General features: G+C 54.9%; 21 protein-coding genes. 10 read left to right on the top strand and 11 right to left on the bottom strand.

The window, feature by feature from the left end; genetic code table 11:
* Nucleotides 1–74 precede the first annotated feature (74 nt).
* On the top strand, nucleotides 75–2,759 hold the full coding sequence (locus EVJ26_RS06190; protein ID WP_236634069.1) for an HD domain-containing phosphohydrolase: 2,685 nt from the start codon (nucleotides 75–77) through the stop codon (nucleotides 2,757–2,759).
* 39 nt (nucleotides 2,760–2,798) lie between these two features.
* Here the strand turns inward: EVJ26_RS06190 and EVJ26_RS06185 are convergent, their stop codons facing one another.
* From EVJ26_RS06185 to EVJ26_RS06175, 3 genes are read right to left on the bottom strand one after another with little or no spacing between them, the layout of a single operon-like run.
* On the bottom strand, nucleotides 2,799–3,899 hold the full coding sequence (locus tag EVJ26_RS06185; RefSeq protein WP_131469241.1) for an ABC transporter permease: 1,101 nt from the start codon (nucleotides 3,897–3,899) through the stop codon (nucleotides 2,799–2,801).
* Complete coding sequence (locus tag EVJ26_RS06180; RefSeq protein WP_236635514.1) at nucleotides 3,886–5,025, bottom strand: ABC transporter permease; 1,140 nt, start codon at nucleotides 5,023–5,025, stop codon at nucleotides 3,886–3,888. The genes EVJ26_RS06185 and EVJ26_RS06180 overlap by 14 nt, the downstream gene beginning before the upstream one ends.
* A 5-nt stretch (nucleotides 5,026–5,030) precedes the next feature.
* A complete protein-coding gene (locus EVJ26_RS06175; protein WP_070328545.1) occupies nucleotides 5,031–5,963 on the bottom strand; it encodes an ABC transporter ATP-binding protein in 933 nt (310 codons plus the stop codon).
* A 149-nt stretch (nucleotides 5,964–6,112) separates the two neighbouring features.
* Between EVJ26_RS06175 and EVJ26_RS06170 the strand changes: the two genes are divergently transcribed.
* The gene (locus EVJ26_RS06170) at nucleotides 6,113–6,511 is read left to right on the top strand and encodes a hypothetical protein (protein WP_070328546.1); all 399 of its coding nucleotides are present in this window, start codon (nucleotides 6,113–6,115) and stop codon (nucleotides 6,509–6,511) included.
* A gap of 55 nt (nucleotides 6,512–6,566) precedes the next feature.
* Nucleotides 6,567–6,764: a CsbD family protein gene (locus EVJ26_RS06165; RefSeq protein WP_070328547.1), complete on the top strand. Its 198-nt coding sequence runs from the start codon at nucleotides 6,567–6,569 to the stop codon at nucleotides 6,762–6,764.
* A gap of 38 nt (nucleotides 6,765–6,802) precedes the next feature.
* On the opposite strand, the gene EVJ26_RS06160 is transcribed toward EVJ26_RS06165, so the two are convergent.
* The 7 genes from EVJ26_RS06160 to EVJ26_RS06130 form a co-directional block, all read right to left on the bottom strand.
* Complete coding sequence (locus EVJ26_RS06160; protein ID WP_131470076.1) at nucleotides 6,803–7,726, bottom strand: CAP domain-containing protein; 924 nt, start codon at nucleotides 7,724–7,726, stop codon at nucleotides 6,803–6,805.
* Nucleotides 7,727–7,973: 247 nt separating this feature from the next.
* Nucleotides 7,974–8,732 carry an ABC transporter permease gene (locus EVJ26_RS06155; RefSeq protein ID WP_131470075.1) on the bottom strand — a complete coding sequence of 253 codons (759 nt, stop codon included), beginning with the start codon at nucleotides 8,730–8,732 and terminating at the stop codon, nucleotides 7,974–7,976.
* A complete protein-coding gene (locus tag EVJ26_RS06150) occupies nucleotides 8,732–9,580 on the bottom strand; it encodes an ABC transporter ATP-binding protein (RefSeq protein ID WP_070328551.1) in 849 nt (282 codons plus the stop codon). Before EVJ26_RS06150 ends, EVJ26_RS06155 begins: the two co-directional genes overlap by 1 nt.
* Entirely contained in the window at nucleotides 9,577–9,783 is a 207-nt protein-coding gene (locus EVJ26_RS06145; protein ID WP_131469229.1) for a PLD nuclease N-terminal domain-containing protein, read from the bottom strand. Before EVJ26_RS06145 ends, EVJ26_RS06150 begins: the two co-directional genes overlap by 4 nt.
* 111 nt (nucleotides 9,784–9,894) lie before the next feature.
* Complete coding sequence (locus EVJ26_RS06140) at nucleotides 9,895–10,308, bottom strand: universal stress protein (protein WP_070328552.1); 414 nt, start codon at nucleotides 10,306–10,308, stop codon at nucleotides 9,895–9,897.
* A 132-nt stretch (nucleotides 10,309–10,440) separates the two neighbouring features.
* Nucleotides 10,441–10,854, bottom strand: coding sequence for a universal stress protein (locus EVJ26_RS06135; RefSeq protein WP_070328553.1), 414 nt, complete (start codon nucleotides 10,852–10,854; stop codon nucleotides 10,441–10,443).
* 16 nt (nucleotides 10,855–10,870) lie between these two features.
* Nucleotides 10,871–12,352: a SulP family inorganic anion transporter gene (locus EVJ26_RS06130; protein WP_131456512.1), complete on the bottom strand. Its 1,482-nt coding sequence runs from the start codon at nucleotides 12,350–12,352 to the stop codon at nucleotides 10,871–10,873.
* Nucleotides 12,353–12,585: 233 nt separating this feature from the next.
* Between EVJ26_RS06130 and EVJ26_RS06125 the strand changes: the two genes are divergently transcribed.
* From EVJ26_RS06125 to EVJ26_RS06100, 6 genes are read left to right on the top strand one after another with little or no spacing between them, the layout of a single operon-like run.
* Nucleotides 12,586–12,903 (top strand): ArsR/SmtB family transcription factor, encoded by a 318-nt coding sequence (locus EVJ26_RS06125; RefSeq protein WP_070328555.1) that lies wholly within the window; start codon nucleotides 12,586–12,588, stop codon nucleotides 12,901–12,903.
* Between the two features lie 13 nt (nucleotides 12,904–12,916).
* Nucleotides 12,917–13,276 (top strand): arsenite efflux transporter metallochaperone ArsD, encoded by a 360-nt coding sequence (gene arsD / locus EVJ26_RS06120; protein ID WP_131456514.1) that lies wholly within the window; start codon nucleotides 12,917–12,919, stop codon nucleotides 13,274–13,276.
* Between the two features lie 14 nt (nucleotides 13,277–13,290).
* Nucleotides 13,291–15,048, top strand: a complete 1,758-nt coding sequence (gene arsA / locus EVJ26_RS06115) for an arsenical pump-driving ATPase (RefSeq protein ID WP_236635513.1) — start codon at nucleotides 13,291–13,293, stop codon at nucleotides 15,046–15,048.
* Complete coding sequence (locus EVJ26_RS06110) at nucleotides 15,045–15,323, top strand: Fe-S cluster assembly protein HesB (RefSeq protein WP_131456518.1); 279 nt, start codon at nucleotides 15,045–15,047, stop codon at nucleotides 15,321–15,323. Before arsA ends, EVJ26_RS06110 begins: the two co-directional genes overlap by 4 nt.
* A gap of 30 nt (nucleotides 15,324–15,353) precedes the next feature.
* Nucleotides 15,354–16,640 (top strand): arsenic transporter, encoded by a 1,287-nt coding sequence (locus EVJ26_RS06105; RefSeq protein ID WP_131456519.1) that lies wholly within the window; start codon nucleotides 15,354–15,356, stop codon nucleotides 16,638–16,640.
* A 14-nt stretch (nucleotides 16,641–16,654) separates the two neighbouring features.
* Entirely contained in the window at nucleotides 16,655–18,313 is a 1,659-nt protein-coding gene (locus tag EVJ26_RS06100; RefSeq protein ID WP_131456521.1) for an FAD-dependent oxidoreductase, read from the top strand.
* Between the two features lie 30 nt (nucleotides 18,314–18,343).
* Here EVJ26_RS06100 and EVJ26_RS06095 read toward each other — a convergent pair whose 3' ends face one another.
* Nucleotides 18,344–19,474 (bottom strand): GGDEF domain-containing protein, encoded by a 1,131-nt coding sequence (locus EVJ26_RS06095; protein ID WP_131456523.1) that lies wholly within the window; start codon nucleotides 19,472–19,474, stop codon nucleotides 18,344–18,346.
* A gap of 209 nt (nucleotides 19,475–19,683) precedes the next feature.
* Between EVJ26_RS06095 and pulA the strand changes: the two genes are divergently transcribed.
* The gene (gene pulA, locus EVJ26_RS06090; RefSeq protein WP_236635512.1) at nucleotides 19,684–22,602 is read left to right on the top strand and encodes a type I pullulanase; all 2,919 of its coding nucleotides are present in this window, start codon (nucleotides 19,684–19,686) and stop codon (nucleotides 22,600–22,602) included.
* Nucleotides 22,603–22,817: the final 215 nt, after the last annotated feature.

Below are 22,817 nucleotides of genomic sequence, written 5' to 3'. Positions count from 1 at the left end.
GATTCGGAAAATATAGGGAATTTATCGAAAATGAGGTAAACTAAAATGTAGAAAACAGCGTAGGAGGAAATGACGTGACAGAACGAGACAGCACCCCATACAGATCCTTGTTGCGCCATATGCCCCAAGGCTACGTCGAATTCAAAGTCATCTTCGACGGTGCCGGGGAGCCGGTCGATTATGAGTTTGTCGAAGTGAACGAAGCGTTCGAAAAAATGATGAAGGCGAAGCGCAAACAGTTTCTCGGCGGACGCATCACCGAGCAGTTGAAAGACTTCGAATACAGCGAGCGCGAATGGATCGTTCAAGTCGCGCGGGCGGTGAACAACGGCGAGACGATTAAGTTCGAACATTTCTCGCGCCGGAACAAAGCGTGGTATGAACTGTCCGTCTTCAGCGAACGACCAGGTTACGTCTCGACCTTGTTCCATGACATCACCCCGCACGTCCAAGAGAACAACGCCTTGAAACAACTCGTCAACGTGTCGCATCGCTTCGTCGCCACGGGCCGGGAACTGTTGATGAACCAACATTTCCTCGACCAGATCCGTGACTTCACCGGTGCGAAAGCGGTGACGCTCAACTTGATGAATGACGATGGACAAACGTACTCGACGGTCGCAATCTCTGGGATTGACGAGCTGCTCGAACGCAGCTTGGATGTCCTCGGCTTCCACCCGGTCGGCAAGAAATGGCCGATGAGCCGGAAACGCATCGAGCTGTTGGAGTTACCGAGTCCGATCATCTTGGACGAAATCGAACCACTCATGGACGGGGTATTGCCGAAGCGGCTCGTCAAAAACATTTTACGCATCTTCGACCTCGGGCAAGTCATCTTGTTCAAGATTGAAAAAGACGGCGTCTTTTACGGTGACTTGACGATCGTCATGCAAGGGAAGAAGCGGGCCGACCGTCTCGGTCTCGTCGAGCTGTACATCGTTCATATCCTCGAACAGATGACGAAAGTCGACCGTCAAGTCGGCGAGGCGAAAGATTCGATGTTTGAAGGGTTCGCCACCGTCGACCTCGAGTGCATCATGTCACTCGCGACGCGAGACGTACTGCATTTGAACAAAGCGTGGGAGCGTGTGCTTGGCTTCTCGATCGAGTCACTCGAGAACATGGACTTCATCGGGCTCATCCATCCTGACGATCAGGCGAAGACGAAAGCGTCCTTTAGTGAGCTCGATACGGCGCGTGAACTGTTTCGGTTCGTCAACCGTTACCGGACGATCGATGGGGATTACCGCTCGATCGAATGGCATTGCAAAGTCCAAGGCAACTACATCTACGCCGTCGCCAAGGACGTGACCGAACGCGTCCAGCTCGAAGAAGAACTCGCCGAGCGCGACCGTCTGCTGACGAAGTTGTCCGACCAAGTCCCGGGCGCCATCTATCAGTTCGAGCTCCGGCCGGACGGGTCGTTCCATTTCCCATTTATTAGCCATGGCTTTGAAGTGTTGACCGGGATCCCGGTCGATGAAGTGAAACGAGACGCGGATCTCGTGTTCAAAAAGATGCACACAGACGATTATCCGCAAGTGATGGCGAACATTGAAGAGTCCTATCGCAATTTAACGATATGGGATGCCGAATTCCGCTTTCATCGACCGGACGGGCGGACGACGTGGATCCTCGGCTCGTCTCGCCCTGAGAAGCTCGCCGAGGGGCACGTGCTCTGGCACGGCTACATCGGGGACGTGACCGAGAAGAAGACGTACGAGATGGAAATCGAGTATTTGAGCTATCACGACCAGTTGACCGGGGTGAAGAACCGCCGCTACTTCGACGAGGCACTCGTCACGTTCGACGAGCCGGGCTATTACCCGCTCGCCCTCATCGTCGTCGACATCAACGGCCTAAAACTGACGAACGACGCGTTCGGCCACTTGGTCGGAGACCGGCTCTTGATCGAAGCGGCGAATATTTTGAAGCGTGAAATCAGCGGTGTCGACACGGTCGCCCGGATCGGCGGTGACGAATTCGTGATCATCTTGCCGAATACGCCGTTGTCTGATGCGCAGCAGTTGTCCAATCGATTGAGCCGTTTATTCCTTGAAAGATCGATTGAAGGGTTGCCGATCTCGGCATCGTTCGGAGAAGCGGTCAAAACTGACGGTGCACTGTCGATCATGGACGCGTTCAATTTGGCTGAAGATCAGATGTACCATCATAAAGTGTCCGAGAAGCAGAGTCGCCGCCACTCGTCGATTCAATTGATCATGCGGACGCTGTATGAGAAAATCCCGCGTGAAGAGGCGCACTCGCTGCGCGTCGCCGAGCTATCAGGTCAGCTTGGCGAGGCGATGGACTTGACGAGCAGTGACGTGAACGAGCTGAAGACGGCCGCCATCCTGCATGATATCGGCAAGGTCGCGATCAGTAATGAGATTCTCGACAAATCGGGTGCTTTGACCGAAGCCGAGTGGCGCGAGATCAAACGTCATCCCGAGGTGAGCTACAATATTTTGAGCACTGTCCCTGAGTACGGGACGCTGTCAGAGATCGTGCTGTCGCACCATGAGCGTTGGGACGGGAACGGTTATCCGAACGGCATAAGCGGGTTTGATATTCCGCTCGCCTCCCGGATCATCGCGCTCGCAGACACGTTCGACGTCATGGTGACGGGCCGACCGTATCGCCGAGCGAAGACGCTTGACGAGGCGCTCGCCGTCATCGAACAAGAGGCAGGTCGCCAGTTCGACCCTGTACTCGTCGAGGTGTTCTTCCAAAAGATTGTTCCGACGTTACAACGCTAGAAGGCGAGACACTCTGATGAGTGTCTCGCCTTTTTTGTGTCATGTGAGCGGCCGTTTTTTCAACGCGAAGACGGTCGCCGCGAACACGGCGAGCGCCATACCGACCATGACGAGGACAGACAGCGTCGGGAACCGATCGTCATACATGTCGGCGACCCCGCTATTGAACCAATAGGTCGGCAAGAAGCGTCCGACGAGCTGGAGCGATTCCGGGAGCCACGTCAGGCTGATAAAAGCGCCCCCGGTGATGGCGGCGGCCATCGTGACCGACGTCTGCCAAATGTTCGCCTTGTCCCGATTCGTCGCGAGGACCGCGATGAGTGAACCGATCGCGAGACAGACGAACAAGTAGACGGTGAACAATAGCGTGAGCACGGGGAGATGAGCGATGATGTCTTGCCGATAGAGGACGGCGCTAAAGGCGATCAGCATGAGCACGTAGATGAGTCCGACGGCACAAAATGATAAAAACAGCGACCCGACGTAGCGGCGCGGTGTGACCGGTGCCGCGAACAAGCGCGAGTAGATCAATTCATCCCGGTCGTCGGCGACAAAAAGCGGAATGAATTGGAGGAACGCCGACATCATGACGAACGACAACAGCCCGAGGAACGCCTGTGTCCGCGCGGTCGTGCCGACGCTCTCTTGGAACGGCTCGCTCGAGAGCGTGTAACCGTTCATTGTCTCCGCTTCCGCCAACTCGAGGAATCGCCCTTCGTCAAACTCACTCGCGACGAGCAGTTGCCGCTCGCGGGAAAGGTGGGAGTTGAGCGCCTGTTCGATCAAGGCGGCGTCACTCCCTTCGGTCGCGCTGAACGAGAGCCGCGGAATGTCGCCGGCGAACAAGTCTTCCGTAAAACCGTCCGGGATCGTTAAGACGATATCTTGTCCTTCGAGTAGCGCCTCGTCGGCCTCGTCCGTCTCAAGCGGTGTCACCGAACCGAACCGGCCCGCCTCTTCGATGACCCGGCCCGACAACGAGCCGCCGTCACGGTCGAGAATACCGATCGAGACGTTCAAAGCAGACGTCGAATTGAGGAACGACAGGACGAGAGCGAATCCGAAGACGGAAACGAACGTGAACACCCATAACCCTTTTCTTCGGAGCATCCGTTTGGCGACGTGCCTAAACAAGACCACGGCGGCTCACTCCTTTCCATAACAGCAGGCTGATCACGGTGAAGACGGCGACGTGCAAGGCGAGCCAACCGAGACCTTGCCAAAACAAGGTGACGTCCCCGCCCCGGAGCAGCACTTGGAGGATGCCATCGCGCATAAAGATCGGCATGAACACGTATTTCGCCCACGGTGCGACGCTCAGCGTCACTTGGTCGAATCCAGGCACGTAGCCCCCGGAGAGGATCATGATGATAGCGACGCTACCGTTGACGATCGCGTCTTTCGTGCCGCGCGTGATGCGGGGCAGACTGGCGATTATAAATCCGAACGTGGTGCCGTAAAGGGCGAGTGCGACCCAGGCGAGAAACAACAGTCCGAAGTGGACGTAGTCGAGCGAGAAGCTTCGGTAGACGAAGTGACTGAACCAAAAGACGAGCACGAGCTGTAGGAAGATGAGCACGTAACGGCTGACCGTGCGGGCGAGCCGGTAGTCGATTGTCTTGACCGGAGCGGCCTGGATCCGGAGATAGCTGCCTTTCATCGGCTGTTCCTCACTGAGCATGCCCGTGATATAGAAGGCGCCGAACAAGGCGGTCATGATCGAAATCGTGACCGTGAAGTATTCGAGCGAGGTCGGGGTGCGGCCCGACAAGTCGACGCTCTCGCTGTCGATGAACGTCTCCGGCTCGAACGGGACGGCGACGCCTGACTCGGCGAGCATGATCTGTTGATTGGCGACGTCGGTATATTGCCGGATGACCGCCTCGAGCACATCGAACTCGATCGTCGTCGGTTCTTCATACAAGAGACGCACGTTTGACCCGTCGAGGTGCAAGATGACGTCGGCATCGCCGTCGTTGACGCCACGTTCGGCAGCGGCGACGCTGTCGTACGGGACGAGGTTGACGAACGCCTTGATGTCATCGTCGGCGAGGAACGTCTCGAGCGGTACGCGATAGTCGTCGGTCGACTGCTCGACATAAGCGACGTCTGTGACCGGGAGTGAGAAGTCGTTACTGAAAATGGCAGACAGCATCGTGCCGAGCCCGAAAATGAGGATGATCGGGAACAGCAACATCCAAAACAAGGTCGAGCGGTCGCGCAGTTGTTGTTTGACATCGTATTTGATGAACGTCCACGTCTTCATGACCGTCACTCCCTTAGCGTCTTGCCGGTCAAGGCCAGGAAGACGGTATTCAAGGACGGGCGGTCGACAGTGATCGACGTGAACCGGACCTTCGCGTCGTGGAGCACGTCGAGGAGCGGGGCGAGCGGCGTGTCTTTCTCGAGCGACACCTCGATGTACGGCTCATGATATTCGACTTTCTTTACTTGACTGAGTGCGCCGAGCCGTTCGATGAGCCCTGGCGTCAAGGCATCAACTTTGATGCGGGCCGTCTCGAGCGTCATGACTTGGTCTTTCAACTCGTCTTGCGTCCCTTCGGCGATGATCTTCCCTTCGTCGACGATGGCGACGCGGTCGCACAGCATCTCGACTTCCTCCATGTAATGGGACGTATAGATGATCGTCGCCCCACGCCGGTTCAACTCACGGATGTTCTCGAGGATCGTGTTCCGCGACTGCGGGTCGATGGCGACGGTCGGTTCGTCCATAAAGATGAGCTCCGGTTCATGGACGATGCCGCAGGCGATATTTAAACGACGCAGCAGCCCTCCGGACAGTTCCGGCGGACGTTTCTTTTGGTGAGCGGTCAGCTCGACGAAGTCGAGGGCGGCCTCGGTCTTTTGTTTCGCCTCGGCCGGCTTGAAGCCATAAAGTTCGGCGAAAAATTGGATGTTTTCGAACACGGTCAGCTGGTCATAGACGGAAACGTGCTGCGGGACGATGCCGACGCGTTGCTTGATCGCCTGTTCGTCTTTCGGCATGACGCGGTCAAAGATACGGATCGTACCACTGTCGGCAGGATATAGGTTGAGCATGACGGAGATGGCGGTCGTCTTGCCGGCCCCGTTCGGACCGAGCAGACCGAACAGTTCGCCTGCTTCGACGTGGAGCGAGAAGTCGTTCAAGGCGATCGTCTCCCCGAAACGCTTCGTGACATGGTCGAGTGCGATGATGGACACGTGGACGCAACCCCTTTCAGATGGACGGACAGAAAAAGAGCATACAGAGATTTGTTCCCGTTTGCAGGGATTTTGAACGTGTTGGCGAATCAATTTATTATAGTCCGATTATTCAGACAATTATAAAAAGAGGGAAGTAGGGATTGAGTATGAAAGGGTGGCAGTTCAACAAAGGAGAAGCGGGTGAAAAATTTCCTGACGAGATGGCGTGGGCGTTATTTTGCACGGTCGAGCCGAAGCGGATGGATGCGACGCTCCCGTTTTATTATGACGAGTCAGTGTTCCGCTTCACGAACGGGAAAGAGTCGTTCTATTTTAAAGTCTCCCCGAGCTACCACGAGTTCGAGGTGAACGTCAAAGGCGAGACGGGCGAACTGCTCTACTATCAACTGCTCCGCACCGTCAGCAAAGTCGAAGTGCTCGAAGACCGGCGCGACCATGGGGAGCTTTTAATCGTCATGACCGAGGACCGGACCCGGACCGTGACGACGATCGAGCTGACCGTCCGGCCGCGGTTTCGTGTGCTCGTCAAAGAGCACTATGTTTGAGTTTTCTTCAGAGTGGTACATTGTTTAGACACGATACCACGAGGAGGAGATCCATATGAAAGACGGACTAAACAAAAAAGTCGACGGGTTCATCGATAAAGCGGCCGGAAAAGCGAAAGAAGCAGTCGGCAAATCGTCGGACAATCAGTCGCTCAAACGTGAAGGTCAAAAGGATCAAGTCAAAGGTACGGCAAAAGAGAAGACGGGCCAAGCCCAGCAAGATCTCGAAAGCTTGAAAGACGAGCGCCGCTAATCAAAATGGAGGACCGCCATGGGGCGATCCTCCATTTTTCATTTCGTCAAAAACACTTGGACATGAATCGTCGAGCCTTGGGCGTTTTTCGCTGTGCCGACCCCGAGATGCGTGAAGCGGCCGTTCAAGATGTTGGCGCGGTGCCCGCTCGAGTTCATCCAAGCGTCGACCGCTTGGCCAGGGTCGCTCGACCCCATATAAATATTCTCGCCCCAGCCACGATAGCTGACGTTGTAGGCGTCGAGCGTGTCACCCGGGCTGCCGTTCTCACGGAGTTGGTGCGAGAATTGACCGGTCCGTGCCATCTCATCGGCCCGGACTTGGGCGACGCGGTTCGCTTCGCTCGAGGCGGCGAGCGTTGTCAGGCCAGCCGCTTGGCGCTCTTTGTTCGTCTCGCTCAAGACGCCGCTCGCAGGAGCGGTGAACGTGACGTGTTTCGCCATGATGTAACCGGTCTTCGTCCCACTCGTCGCCTTGTACCAACGTGTCGAGCCGGTATAACGGTACGAGCTCGTCTCGAGCTTTACACCTTGGCGGAGAAAAGCGACGTTCGAAGACGTCGTGAGCGGCCGTGATTTCAAATAGACGCTCGACGGGGCGACGTAAGCCGTTTTTTTGAACGCGACTTCCGCCGTCGACAGTTTGACGTAAGCGGCCGGGACGTAGGCGACGCCAGCCCCCCATTTGATCTTGTACCACGTTGATCCGCCGACGGTGAACGACGTCCGGACGGTCATCGTGCCGTAACGCTTGATCGTACCGAGTCGTGCTGCTGAAAGCGACGGGGTTTTGCGGACCGGGAGCTGGCTGATGCCCGTGACCGAACCTTTCGTGTTGATTGCTGTTTCTGTATACGCCGCTTGGACGGTGGCCTGTTCGAGCGGGAGTGAAGCCGTCGACGGGGTGAACGTGAGCGCCGCGGCGAGTGCGCTTGATACGAGGATGGTAGTTGGTTTTTTCAAGAGGGAAGTCTCCTTTTTCGATAATATAACCATATAATATATTGAATAGGGCAATAGTGGGTATTACCATTCGATTACAAATAAGGGCAGACTCAAAAGAGCCTGCCTTCGTTTCATTCATACAGAAGATAATCTTTACGAATCGGTAAGAACGCGTCGGTTTTGTCCATGATCGATTCGAGCGAGACACCGGCGGAAATCAAAGACACACGCATCGATGAAAGACCTATCCATCAAAATTGAATAATCAGGACGTTCGACTCAAAAATAATAAACGCTTGGATGCGATAACCAACGCCAGTCCGATCAAGACAATGCTAGTGACGAGCGGCCACGTGACACTGACGTCTTCGATTAACGCTTGACCCGACAATCCGCCAAGGTTCCAAGGCAACCAGTCCCAATCGACCCAACTGAGCAGGAGCGATAAGACGAAGTGGACACCGAGTGTGATGACGAGGGCGACGAGCCCGCTCTCGAGCAGCGCGGCGAATAAGAAGAAGAGCGACAGCTGCACGACGAAATGGACGATCAATAGACCCGTGGAAATGACAAAGTCCGTCACATCGAACGAGTCGAACAAGATGACCGTATAATAGGCGGCTGTGCCTTGGGCGAGCAAGATGGAGACGGCGGAAAGTAACGTGTAGTGTGCCCATTTACTCATGACGATGCGAGAAGCCGGAATGTTGAGCGACTTGAGCCAAGCGAGCGTACCGAGTGTACGTTCTTGGCTGAACGTATGCATCGCCGACAGCAAGACGATGAGCAGGCCGATCTGCCGCAGCTGCTCACTGACCGATAAGAGTACTTCGGCCGGTGTCGGCGTCGGGATCTCGATGACGGTCCCGTCCGGCAAGTTACCGCCTGACGCTAAAATGTCTGGTAAGAAGTAGAGCGTGAGCGGCTGCATCGCCGCGAGCAGCATCAGGGCGACCGGGACCCAGACGAGCCGTTTATTGCGCCACGATTCTTTCCATTCTTGTTTAAAGATGGCTGTCCGCATTAAGCGTTCACCTCCAAAAACAGTGATTCGAGCGACGGATGACCGACGTGGAACGATTGGATCATCAGTCCTTGGGCGAGGACGCGTTGCAGAATCGCCCGCTCGGACATCGTTTTATCGGACGTCTCGAACGTCCATGTCGTCCCCGTCCGCGAGACACGGACGACACCCGCGAGCGCGTTCCAATCGTCTTCTGTCGTCGTGTCATCGAACAGGCGAAGTTGGATGGATGATTTGGCCCCGAGCAAATCGGTGACGGTGCCTTCCATGAGCAGGCGTCCTTGCCGAAGCAGGAGCACCCAGTCGCTCGCCTCCTCGGCGTCAGGGAGCACGTGCGTCGAATAGAGAATCATCCGCTCACGCTTCAAGTCACTCAAGAGATCGAGCACTTCCCGGCGGCCGCGCGGGTCGAGCGCCGACACCGGTTCATCGAGCAACAATAGTTCCGGGTCGTGGACAAGCGCTTGGGCGATGCCGAGCCGTTGCCGCATCCCGCCTGACAAGTGCGCCGCCGGGCGGTCGACCGGTTCTAAGCCGACGCGTTTTAAGAGGTTCAAGGCGTCGACGCCGGTCGTGCCCGTCAAGTCGGCCGCATATTTAATCGTCTCGACCGGTGTGAGGGAAGGGTAAAGCGCCGGACGTTGTGGTAAATAACCGACCCGGATTGTGTCGTGACCCTCGATCTGTCCGGACGTCGGCGTCGTCACACGGGCGATCATGTTGAGGAGCGTCGTCTTGCCGGCCCCGTTCTCGCCGAGGAGCGACGTGCAGCCCGGGCGCAGCGAGAAGCTGACGTCATCGAGCGCGGTGAACGTGCCGAATCGTTTTGTGAGATGGCTCGCGTTCACTGTTTTGTCCGTCCCCAGAGGAAATAGACGATCGGACCGAGGATGTTGATAAAGACGATGACGAGGAGCCACACCCATTTCGGTCCGTTCGTTTCAGACCGCTTGAATAAATCGATCATGGCGACGACGAGAAGAATCAGCTGAAGTAATAATAAAGGCAGTAAAATTAATAGTAACGTACCCGGGTCGTTCATAATTTCCATAAAATTTCCCTCCTTAGTTAGCTGTGCATACACTAGTTGATTCCACACATAGGACGTTGTTCCTGTATAAGACACAAAAAATCCCTTTCTCGACTCGAGAAAGGGGAGGGCTTATTTGACGATGATGACCGGTGCTTGCGCCCGTTTGGCGAGTTTATGGCTGACGCTGCCGAGGACGAACTCTTGGAACGTATTGAGGCCGCGCGAGCCGACGACGATATATTCAAACGGATCGCGATTGGCGTATTTGACGAGCTCGACGTCCGGTTCACCGCGGAGTTCGACGTATTCATAGGCGATGCCTTCCGCTTCGATCGTATCGAACAGCGGTTGCATCATGCGTTTTCGTTTCGCTTCGAGATCGATCTTGCCGGTCGAGTGGAGCGCGGCCTCTTTCGATTCTTTCGAACTGACGACGTGAACGATATCAATCGATGCGTCTGACGCTTTTGCGAGTTGGATTGCCTTTGTTAAAGCCCGTTTCGAGTGATCCGAGCCATCTGCCGCTAAAAAGATTTTACCCATTCTTTCAACGCCTCCTCTTATACGCTTGCTACTACAAGTATATGCGATTTTTTATGAAAGCGCATTCGTAATTGTGTCGATTCGAGATACAGAAAAAAAGGAAGTGAACGCTGAGGTTCACTTCCTTTTTGATTATCGGACGATGACGACCGGCGCGAGCGCGCGTTTGGCGAGCTTATGGCTGACGCTGCCGAGCACGAACTCTTGGAACGTGTTCAAGCCGCGCGAGCCGACGACGACGTATTCGAACGGTTCATGGTTCGCATACTTGACGAGCTCGACGTCCGGTTCACCACGGAGCTCGATATATTCGTACTCGAGTCCGGCTGCTTCGATCGCTGTGAAGAAACGTTGCATCCGCTGCATCCGTTTCGCCTCCAGGTCGATCTTGCCTGTTGATTGCAGGGCACTTTCTTTTGACTCTTTCGAGCTGACGACGTGAACGACATCGATTTTGGCGTTCGAGACTTTCGCGAGCTCGATCGCTTTCGCGGTCGCGCGCATCGAATGGTCCGATCCGTCAACGGCTAAGAAGATTTTTGTCATGTGAATCCCTCCCGAATTAATGTCCGATGCCCGCATCTTGTTGTTTCAAGTGAAGCGCGAGCGTATTGAGCAGCTTCTCTGAATCTTTGTTCAAGTTCAACAGTTCTGGCTCGATACCGTGCACACGGTATTTGAAGACGACTTTGTCGATGGCGCCGATGGCCGAATCGTCCCAAAGGTGTGTGTTCGAGAAGTTGATCGTCACATGTTTGATGTCTGCTTCGATATCTTCTTCGACATCGAATTGGTTGACGAACTCAGACGTTGATGCGAAGAACAATTGACCGTTCACGACGTAGTGGGCGTGGTCGGCTTCGACGTTGCGGTCGAGTTCGACTTTCGAGATTTTCGCGGCGAACAAAATCGCAGCTGTTAAAATCCCGGCGAACACACCGATTGACAAGTCGTGCGTGAGCACAGTGACGAACACGGTGACGAGCATGACGACCGTATCCGATTTTTGAGCCGTCCGGAGCGTCTTGAGCGAGCCCCAGTCAAACGTCGCATAGGCGACGAAGAACATCACACCGACGAGGGCGCCGACCGGAATGAGCATCAAGATGTCGCTCATCGTCATGATCATGATGAACAACGCGAGTCCAGCGACGAACGTCGATAGACGACCACGTGCTCCTGACGAGACGTTGATGACCGATTGGCCGATCATCGCACAACCTGGCATCGCGCCGAAGAAACCGGCGATGATGTTGGCGATCCCCTGACCTTTTGACTCACGATTCTTGTTCGAATCCGTTCCTGTCATGTCATCGACGATTTGAGCCGTGAGCAACGACTCGATCAAGCCGACGAAAGCGAGCGAGGCGGCATACGGCAAGATGATCATGAACGTCTCGAGCGTGAATGGAACGTCAGGGAATAAGAATTCCGGCAACGTTGCTGAGATCGTCCCCATGTCGCCGATGTTTTTCGTATCGAGCCCCATAAAGACAGCAGCGAGTGTCATCGCGACGATGGCGACAAGCGGTGCCGGGATCGCGCCCGTGATGCGTGGGAACAAGAAGATGATGACGAGTGATGCGGCGACGATCGCCCACATGATCCAGCTCTCGCCCTCAAATTGTGGAAGCTGGGCTTGGAAGATCAAAATAGCGAGGGCGTTAACGAAGCCGACCATGACCGCACGCGGGATGAACTTCATAAGACGCGCTATACCAAAGAATCCGAGCACGATTTGAATGATACCGGCTAAAATACCGGCCGCTAATAAATATTGGAGACCGTAATCTCGAACTAAATCGACAACGAGGAGCACCATGGCTCCGGTTGCAGCTGAAATCATTGCTGGTCGTCCACCCGCAATCGAGATGACCATTGCGATAATGAATGAAGCGTATAGACCGACCATCGGGTTCAGTCCAGCGATGAGTGAGAATGCGATCGCCTCAGGGATGAGAGCGAGCGCGACGACGATCCCCGCAAGGACGTCAGCCCGGACGTTACCGAGCCATTCTTGTTTGACAGTATTCAATTTTTCCAAAAAGAACACACCTCTCTTGTATAGTAGTTTTAATTTTGACCTCCGAGTCTCACGAAGATCAAATGCGTCATTATATGAAGGAATAAGTTGAAACGATACATATTTGCACAACGTGTTTTATCATAGCGAACTTTTTCAGAAAAGACAATTGCAACTTGCAAAAAACTGTGGTAATTTCATAACGTAAAGGTTATATAACGGTTTTGTTATACATGGGGTAAAGGAGAATGACGATGCATACCGCAGAAGAACTGAGTAAAGTGCTCAAAGTGCTCGCCGACCCGACGCGGTTGACGATGCTCAAGCAGATGCAGGACGGGGAACAGTGTGCCTGCAGCTTCGTCGACTGCTTCGACATCTCGCAGCCGGCGATCAGCCGGCATTTGAAGATGATGCGTCAAGCGGGACTGCTGCTCGAGCGTAGGGACAAGCAATGGATTCATTATCGGTTGAACGAAGCGAGCCCGTTCTATTCGATCGTCGTCGATCTGCTCGGACAAGTCGAGATGATCGATGCGAGCTGTGACTGTGACGCCGAATGTGCCATTTAAGGAGGAATAAACGATGAAACTTGAAGTATTCGAACCGGCCATGTGCTGTCCGACCGGACTATGCGGGCCGTCGATCGATCCGGAACTGACGCGGATCGCGACAATCCATTACGTATTGAAGCAACGCGGGTTTGACGTCGAGCGTTATAACCTCGCCTCGGAGCCGAACCGTTTCGTTGAAAACGCAAACGTGCAAGCCGAGATCACGAAAGGGCTCGACACGCTCCCGCTCACCGTCATCGATGGTGAGATCGTCAAACGCGGCGCCTACATGACGAATGAAGAGATCGCTGAACTGACCGGTCTCCCGGTCGCGGCGTTCGCGAAACAAGACGGTGAGAAACCGAAAGTCCGCATCACGCTTAAAAAATAAGGAGGCGCGTCATGATGAATCGCTTTGATTTTAATACGATTGAGCCGACCCGTTACATGTTTTTGACCGGGAAAGGCGGCGTCGGAAAGACGTCGACCGCCTCGAGCCTCGCCTTGACGCTCGCTGACCGCGGCAAGCGCGTCTTGCTCGTCTCGACCGACCCGGCAAGTAATTTGCAGGACGTGTTCGAGATGGAACTTGACGAGACACCGCGAGCAGTCCCGGGGACGGAGCTATTGATTGCGAACTTCGACCCGGAAGAAGCGGCAAAAGCGTATATGGAACGTATGGTCGGCCCGTATCGCGGCGTGCTCCCGGACGTCGCCATCCAGTCGATGGAAGAGCAACTGTCCGGTGCCTGTACGGTCGAGATCGCGGCGTTCGATCAGTTCACCGAGCTGTTGACGTCAGAGACGGCCCGTGACACATACGACCATGTCATCTTCGACACGGCACCGACCGGGCATACGCTCCGGTTGCTCACGCTCCCGAGCGCATGGGACGAATTTTTAGAGACGAACACGACCGGCGTCTCGTGCCTCGGTCCGCTCGCTGGTTTGTCAGACAAGCAACATCAATACAAACGGGCGGTCGAGACGCTCTCGAACGGAGACGAGACGACACTGTTGCTCGTCGCCCGTCCTGAGACGTCGACGCTCGTCGAGGCGAGTCGTGCCGCTATGGAGCTCCACGCCATCGGGATCGAGAGGATGCAGCTCGTCATCAACGGTGTCGTCGATCCGGCGGAAGGCACAGACCGTTATACGAGACGGTTCATCGAGCGCCAACAAGACGCGCTCGCCAACTTGCCACAAGGCGTCGACACGCTCGAGACGTTCACGCTCCCATACGCCTACGAGAACTTGGTCGGCGTCCCGGCGCTACGCCGTTGGGTGAACGGGGAGACGGTCGCCGTGCCGGATATGACGTATGATGCGAGCCGTTACGGTTCGATCGATACACTCGTCGATGAAATCGAAGCGGACGGTCCGAGCGTCATCATGACGATGGGCAAAGGTGGGGTCGGCAAGACGACGCTCGCCTCACTCCTCGCCGTCGCTTTGAGCGAACGAGGTCACGCCGTCCATTTGACGACGACCGACCCGGCGGCACACGTCGCTTTCACAATCGGTGAAGACGTGCCCGCCACGTTCACGGTCGACGCGATCGACCCGAAAGTCGAGATCGAGAATTATCGGGCCGACGTGTTCCACGAAGCGGGGGACATGACCGATGAACAGCGCGCGATGCTTGAAGAAGATTTGCGTTCGCCGTGTACGGAAGAGATCGCGGTTTTCCGCGCTTTCGCCGGTCAAGTCGCCAAAGCGAAAGATCGGTTCGTCGTCATCGACACGGCACCGACCGGACATACACTGCTCTTGCTCGACGCGACCGAGAGCTATCACCGTGAGCTCGAACGCTCGACCGGTGTCGTCCCGGAAGCGGTCCGCGAACTGTTGCCGAAGCTTCGTGACCCGAAACAGACGCACGTCGTCATCACGACGCTCCCTGAAGCGACACCGGTGTATGAAGCCGAGCGGCTCGTCACCGATTTGGAACGGGCCGGTATCAGTCCGTTCGCCTGGGTCGTCAACCAATCGTTCACACCGCTCGACGTCGAAAGCAAACTGCTCACGGCGAAAGTCGCGAGTGAGGCGATCTGGCTCGAACGGGTGAACGCGTATCCGCGCCCGACGCTATTGTCTTGGCAACAACACTTGCCGGTCGGCTATCCGGCGTTATCTCAACTATTGAAGGAGGAAGTCAAATGAACATCACGAATGAAGCAATCGATTTTATGAAAACAGCACTCGAGGATGAAGAAGTGAAATCAGTCCGGATTTGTACGGAAGCAGGGTGCTGCGGACCGACGCTCGGTCTCCACATCGCCGCCCCGGAAGCGACGGACGACGTGAAAGACTATGACGGCCTCACGTTCGCTGTCTCGAAAGACGCAGAAGCGATGGCCGAGAACGTCACGCTCGACGTCGAAATGACAGAAGACAGCGCAAGCCTGTTCTTACGCGGTCTTCAACAAACGTGCTAACAAAAATAGAGATTATTGGAGGAACTCATTGTGCAATGGATTGCTAGTATCATTTTCTTAGTGACGCTCTTCCTCATCATCAAGCAACCGAAAGGCCTCGGCATCGGTTACTCGGCGATGGGGATGGCGGCCATTGCCCTCATCACCGGGGTCGTCAATTTTGATGACGTCGGAACGGTGTGGGACATCATTTGGAACGCGACGTTTACGTTTATCGCCATCATTCTCATCTCGCTCATTTTGGATGAGATCGGATTCTTTGAGTGGGCCGCTTTACATATGGCTCGGATCGCCGGAGGCGGCGGTGTCAAACTGTTCGTCTACATCACGCTACTCGGTGCGCTTGTCGCCGCATTATTCGCGAACGACGGGGCGGCGCTCATCTTGACGCCGATCGTACTCGCGATGGTACGGGCGCTTAAATTACCGGACGCCGTCGTCTTGGCGTACGTCATCGCCTCGGGCTTCATCGCCGATACGGCAAGTTTGCCGTTCGTCGTCTCGAACCTCGTCAACATCGTCTCGGCCGACTTCTTCGGCATCGGTTTTGCTGAGTATGCAGCGCGGATGGTGTTCGTCAACGTGTTTGCCGTCGCCGGCAGTCTGCTCGTCTTGTACTTGTACTTTAAGAAAGACATCCCGAAGCAGTACGACTTGTCAAAACTCGTCGAGCCGAGCACGGTCATTAAAGACCATAAGATGTTCCGCTTGTCGTGGGTCGTCCTCGCGTTGCTCGTCATCGGCTACTTCACGAGCGACATCATCGGCATCCCGGTCTCGCTCGTCGCCGGTGTCATCGCCCTGTTCTTCCTGATCATGGCGAACCGTTCGCCTGCTGTGAAGACGGAGCAAGTCGTCAAAGGCGCGCCGTGGGCGATCGTCTTCTTCTCGCTCGGGATGTACATCGTCGTCTACGGTCTACAAAACGCGGGGCTGACACAAGTGCTCGCCAACTTCATCGATTGGTTCTCTGTCGATGTGTTCACGGCTACGTTCGGGATGGGCTTCTTGGCCGCGATCTTATCGTCGGTCATGAACAACATGCCGACCGTCATGATCGACGCGCTCGCCATCGATTTGACGAATACGTCGGGTCAGATTCGCGAAGCGCTCATCTATGCGAACGTCATCGGTTCCGACCTCGGACCGAAGATCACACCGATCGGGTCGCTCGCGACGCTGCTGTGGCTTCATGTGCTCCGGACGAAAGGACTTAAGATCGGTTGGGGGCAATACTTTAAAATCGGGATCGTCTTGACGATCCCAACGCTTGCCATCACGTTGCTCGGCCTGTATATCAGCTTACTACTATATTGAGGAGTGGATTTTCTATGAAGTTAGTCATCATCGGTTCAGTCGCTGCCGGCACATCAGTCGCGGCGAAAGCACGTCGTAACAACGAAGACGCACAAATTACGATTTACGACCGCGATTACGATATCTCCTACTCAGGTTGCGGGATCCCATATTACGTCGGAGGCGAAGTCGAGTCACGCGATGACTTGACGCCACGCGACGCCGCTTTCTTCAAAAAGCGCTACAACATCGACGTCATGACGCGTCATAACGTGACGGCAATCGACAAAGACGCGAAGACGGTCACGGTCGAAAACCTGGAGACGGGTGAGACGTTCACGGACAGCTATGACGTCCTCGTCCTCGCGACCGGCGCCTCGAGCATCGTCCCGCCGATTCCGGGCGTGAAGTCAGATAACGTCTTCCCGATCCGCAACATCCAGAACGCGGAAGCGACACGCAACTTCGTCGACGCGACGAACCCGAAACATGCGACGGTCATCGGGGCCGGCTTCATCGGTCTTGAGATGGCCGAGCAGCTCAAACTGCGTGGCATCGACGTCACGATCATCGAGCGCATCCCGCAAGTGATGCCGCCGCTCGACAAAGACATGGCGTGCCGCGTCGAGGACCACCTCGAGAAGAACGGCATCGAGCTGTTGCTCGGTGAGACCGTGACAGAGCTCGTCGGCGACGGTCACGTCGAACGCGTCGTCACGGAAAGCGGGAAGACGATTGAGACCGACCTCGTCATCCTATCGGTCGGTGTCCGTCCGAACACGGAACTCGCCAAGTCGATCGGTGTCACGATCGGTGAGACGGGTGCGATCGCCATCAACGAACGGATGGAGACGAACGTGGACAGCGTCTATGCTGCCGGCGACGTCGCTGAAAGCGTCTCGCTCGTCACGGGTAAACCGATTTGGCGCCCACTCGGCTCGACAGCGAACAAGATGGGACGTTCACTTGGTGATCTCCTCACGGGCGGGGAACTCGAACACCGCGGCATCCTCGGGACGGGCATCTTCAAAGTGTTCGGCCTCGCGGTCGCGCAGACGGGTCTCTCGGAGCGTGAAGCGCGTGACCTCGGCTACGACGTCGAAGTGCTCCACAACACGAAACCGGACAAGCCGGCCTATATGGGCGGGAAAGACATGACGATCAAAGCGGTCGGCGACCGGGCGACACGTCAACTGCTCGGCGTCCAAATCGTCGGCTTCGAAGGCGTCGACAAGCGTATCGACGTGTTCGTCACGGCGATCACGTTCAAAGCGAAAGTTGATGATTTGTTCCACCTCGACCTCGCGTACGCACCGCCGTTTTCGACGACGAAAGACCCGGTCATGTACACGGGGATGGCACTGGCGAACAGCATGAACAAGTCGGCCCGTCTCATTACGCCGGCTGAGCTACAGCAGCGAATCGACGCGAACGAGGACATCCAGGTCATCGATACACGGAAAGCGGCGCAGTTTGAGAAGGCGTGCGTCGACTGTGCGGTCAACATCCCGCTCGGCAAGCTTCGCGAGGCGTCAAAAGACCTCGCGAAAGACAAGCCGACGGTCGTCTACTGCAACGGCGGCGTCACTGGGAACGCGGCGCAAAACGTGCTCCGTAACCTCGGTTTCACCGACGTCTACAACTTGTCAGGCGGCAACAAGAACTATCAGTTGTTTAAAAAATACGGTAACTAATCAATTAGACCCGACTCACATGAGTCGGGTCTAATTTGCATGTTGCTGATTCCATTTACTGACCCGGTTGCGACCGCTACGTTTGGCGACGTACAGACCGAGGTCGGACTTTTTGATGAGTTGTTCGGACGTGACGATCTTTGGTTCGGACGTACTTGTGACACCGATCGAGACGGTGATGTCGAGCTGTTTGCCGTCCGGCAGCAAAAATGGACTTTCCGCGATTTGACGCAAGTAGCGGTTGGCGATGACGAACCCTTGCGACAAGTTGCAGTCCGACAACAGCACCGAGAACTCTTCGCCACCGTGGCGACACACCATGTCATCGGTACGGGCCGTCTCTGTGAGCCGTTTGCCAAGCTCGATCAAGATGGCGTCGCCGGCATCATGGCCATACGTATCGTTCACCGATTTAAAATGATCGATATCGAGTAAGAGCAGCGTGATGTCGTAAGGACTCGAGAACACTTCCTCGTCGACGCGCTTCATCTCCTCCTCGAAGCGACGACGGTTGCCAAGACCCGTCAAGGCGTCGGTGTAGGCGGCTTCTCGATATTTTGTGATCTGCCGTTCCGAGCGCTGCATTTTGCGGATGCCCCCATAGACGATATGAAGGACGAACCCGGTTGAATATCCAATTATGATGAAAGCGACCAACGTATAGACGTACATCCTTGGAGCGGCATAGTTACTAAAATTTAAGAGCGAGAATAAAATGATAAATCCGAGGGTGATAGCGTTGACGATGCGGATGTCCCGTGTCGGTTTGATCCGCTCCCGGAGTTTCATATAGACGACTGCGGTTGTGGCCGCGACCGTATAGTCGAGAAAAACGATTAACAGCAACGTATCCGATATGATGAACGGGAGCAGCAGTATGCTCGAGACGTACGTGATCCGGACGCCTTGGAGGCCAAAGTAAAGACCGGCAATGATGATGGGGACAAACCCGTACTGAAAGTCGGCTTGGGCGTTCCAGAGCACACCATGCAACGTAATCACGATCGTTAGGCCGGCGAGGAGTAGTGAAATCGTGATTTGCCGTCTTAACGGGAGCTTGCTCGTGAACCCGAGCTTCGTGAGGCGCGAGATCATATAAAGGCCGATCAGCAGTAAGCTGGCGTTGGCAATCAAATTATTGATTAAATTGGTCATCGACATTTTAAAAATCCCTCCTCTAATATCTATATTCGGCAGAGGAGGATAAAAAAGCAATCATTTTGTGATGGGAAAATGAGTTCGAACCAACAAGTGGCTTGATATGGGAAACGTTAGTCGTTTATTTAGAAAAGAATTGAAATTAAGGAAGCAAACGTTTACAATTTTTGTGTAAGCGTTTTCCTAAATTCATGCTACAAGGAGGGACCCACATGGTCAACAAACAATGGAAACCAGTATGGGCAGTTGTGCTAACGTTTGCACTGATTCTGTCGATGTTTCCGATGTCAGCGTCTGCCCTTGATAAAGAGTCGACACTAGTCGTCGTCCACTATCAAGAGGCGCCAGACAATCAAATGGATTGGAACTTATGGCTTTGGGCGAATGGCCCAGATTACTTCCCGAACAAAGGCTTCGCCTTTAACGGCGAGGACGATTACGGCAAGGTGGCGGCCTACGAATTCCCGGTCGACTCACCTGAACAGATCGGTCTCATCGTCCGAACGGACAATTGGGACAAGGATAAAGGGTCGGAAAACGACCGCCTGATCACGAAAGACATGATCAAGGACGGTGTCGCCGAAGTGTGGATCAAGTCGGGCGACTCGAAAATCTACACGTCGAACCCGGACGGGGAGACGGCGAAGACGGAAGTCGACATGAAAGTCCACTACTTCCGCTATGACAATACATACACCGACTGGGGTGTTTGGACGTGGCCGGACGGTGGCGACGGTCAAAGCATCAACTTTGATGAGACGGACGCCTACGGCGGTGTCGCGAACGTGAAGTTTGCGAATCCGGATGCGAAACAACTCATCGGTCTGATCACGAAAAAAGGCGAATGGTCCGACAAGGACGGCGAAGACCGCTTCGCGCTCAGCACGGCGAAAGAGATTTGGCTCGTCGAAGGTGATTCGACGATTTACTATTCAGAGCCAGAAATCGACCGCTCACCAAAAATCGTCTCGTTCGAGGCAAACACGTTCCGTCAGGCGGAACTAACGCTCAACCGCGCGATCGATGAGCAGTTCCTTAGTGAATTGAAGGTCGATGGCGCGGCAGTCGAGTCGGTCGAGAAGACTGGCGACAAATCGGTCACGGTAAACTTCAGCGCTGACCTCGACTTGGCGCAAGTCATCACGGCGTCGCACCCGACGTTCGGTGACAAAGTGCTGCAAGCGGGCGACGTACTTCGGTCACCAGAATTCGATGCGAAGTATGCGTATAACGGCAAGCTCGGCATCACGTATCAAAAGTCGAAAACAAATTTCGTCTTGTGGGCACCGACGGCTCAAGACGTTTCACTCGAACTGTGGAACATGCCGAAAGACCGTCCGGCGAACGACAAGGATATCAAGAAAACGATTGCGATGAAACGCGGCGAGCGCGGCACGTGGACTGCTGAAGTCCGTGGCGACCTCGACGGCATCGGCTACACGTACAACGTCAAGCATGCGTCAGGCAGCGTCCGTGCGGTCGATCCGTATGCGACGGCGGTCGGCGTCAACGGGGACCAAGGGGTCATCGTCGACTTGAACGAGACGAAACCGAAACGGTGGAACTCGATGAAACCGAAGCTTCAAAACGCAACGGACGCGATCATCTACGAGACACACGTCCGTGACTTCTCGATCTTTGACGTCACATCGAACACGTACGATTCAGGAATTCGCTATAAAGGCAAATACCTCGGTGTCGTTCAACCGGGTACTCGTTTGATTGAAAACGGGAAGAAGACGGCGACGAAGACAGGCCTTGACCACGTCAAAGACCTCGGCGTGACGCACGTCCAGTTCATCCCGGTGTATGACTACAACACGGCCTCGGTCGACGAGACGAAACCGAACGCGACATACAACTGGGGCTATGACCCGAAAAACTATAACGCGCCGGAAGGCTCATACTCGACGAACCCTTATGACGCAAAAGTTCGAATCATGCAAATGAAAGAAATGATCCAAGGTCTCCACGACCACAACTTGCGTGCCGTCATGGACGTCGTCTACAACCACATGTTCGATGCGCAAGCTTCGAACCTTCATAAGATCGTACCAGGCTACTACTACCGTTACACGGCAGGCGGCGACTTCGCGAACGGGACGGGCGTCGGCAACGACACCGCGTCTGAGCGCAAGATGATGCAAAAACTCATCGTCGATTCAGTCGTCTACTGGGCGCAAGAATATCATTGGGACGGGTTCCGCTTCGACCTCATGGGCATCCACGACGTCGAGACGATGAACCAAGTCCGTCAAGCGCTCGACAAAGTCGATAAATCGATCCTCGTCTTCGGCGAAGGTTGGGACCTCAACACACCACTCGACCCGGCACTGAAAGCGAACCAAAAGAACGCCTACAAGATGCCCCGCGTCGCTCACTTTAACGACAACATCCGTGACGGCTTGAAAGGCAGCGTCTTTATCGACACGGACAACGGCTTCATCAACGGCAAAGACGGTCTTGAGAACCGCATCAAGACGGGAATCGTCGGTGAGATCGACTACAATGCCGAAATCAAAGGCTTCACGAAAGAGCCGACGCAAGCAATCACGTACGTCGAAGCGCACGACAACCACACGCTTTGGGACAAGCTCGAACTCACGAATAAAGAGACGGCGGAAGCGGACCGGACGAAGATGCATCGTCTCGCGTCAAGCATCCTCTTGACGAGCCAGGGGACGACATTCCTCCACGCCGGGCAAGAGTTCATGCGGACGAAAGAAGGCGACCACAACTCGTACAAATCACCAGACCGCATCAACCAAATGGATTGGAAACGCGCCGCTGACCGTAAGGCGGACGTCCAGTACATGAAAGGCTTGATCGAGATGCGTAAACAAAACCCAGGGCTTCGCATGACGAAAGCGACTGACGTCAAGAAGAACGTCAAGTTCTATCGTTCTGCGCCAAACGTCATCACGTATTTGATCGATGACAAAGCGCCTGGCCAGAAGAAAGACTTGTTCATCACACATAACGCCAACGCAGAAACGGTCAAAGTGAAACTTCCGACAGGACAGTGGAACGTGATTGTCGACGGCAGTCAGGCAGGAACGAAGACGATCAAACGCGTCTCGGGCTATGTCGACGTGCCATCGTATGCGACGGTCGTCGTAAAACAACCATAATGCGCGAGACCACGGAGCCAACATCCGTGGTCTTTTTTACGTCGTCATCGTGTGGGAGAGGAGTAGGTTAACAGCACATTAAGGCATGACATTTTTTTGAATATATGTGTGTGAATCGGTACATTTCCCTTATTTGCAAAATGCAGAAGCGTTTTCAACTAATCAATCTTGTATAATCAAGTTAACACGTATCGAAACGTGACATTTGTCACACG

Origin of the sequence: Exiguobacterium sp. SH3S1 (assembly GCF_004337105.1) — a bacterium.
Lineage (GTDB): Bacteria > Bacillota > Bacilli > Exiguobacteriales > Exiguobacteriaceae > Exiguobacterium > Exiguobacterium aurantiacum_A.
This window is presented reverse-complemented; position numbering and strand designations above follow the sequence as displayed.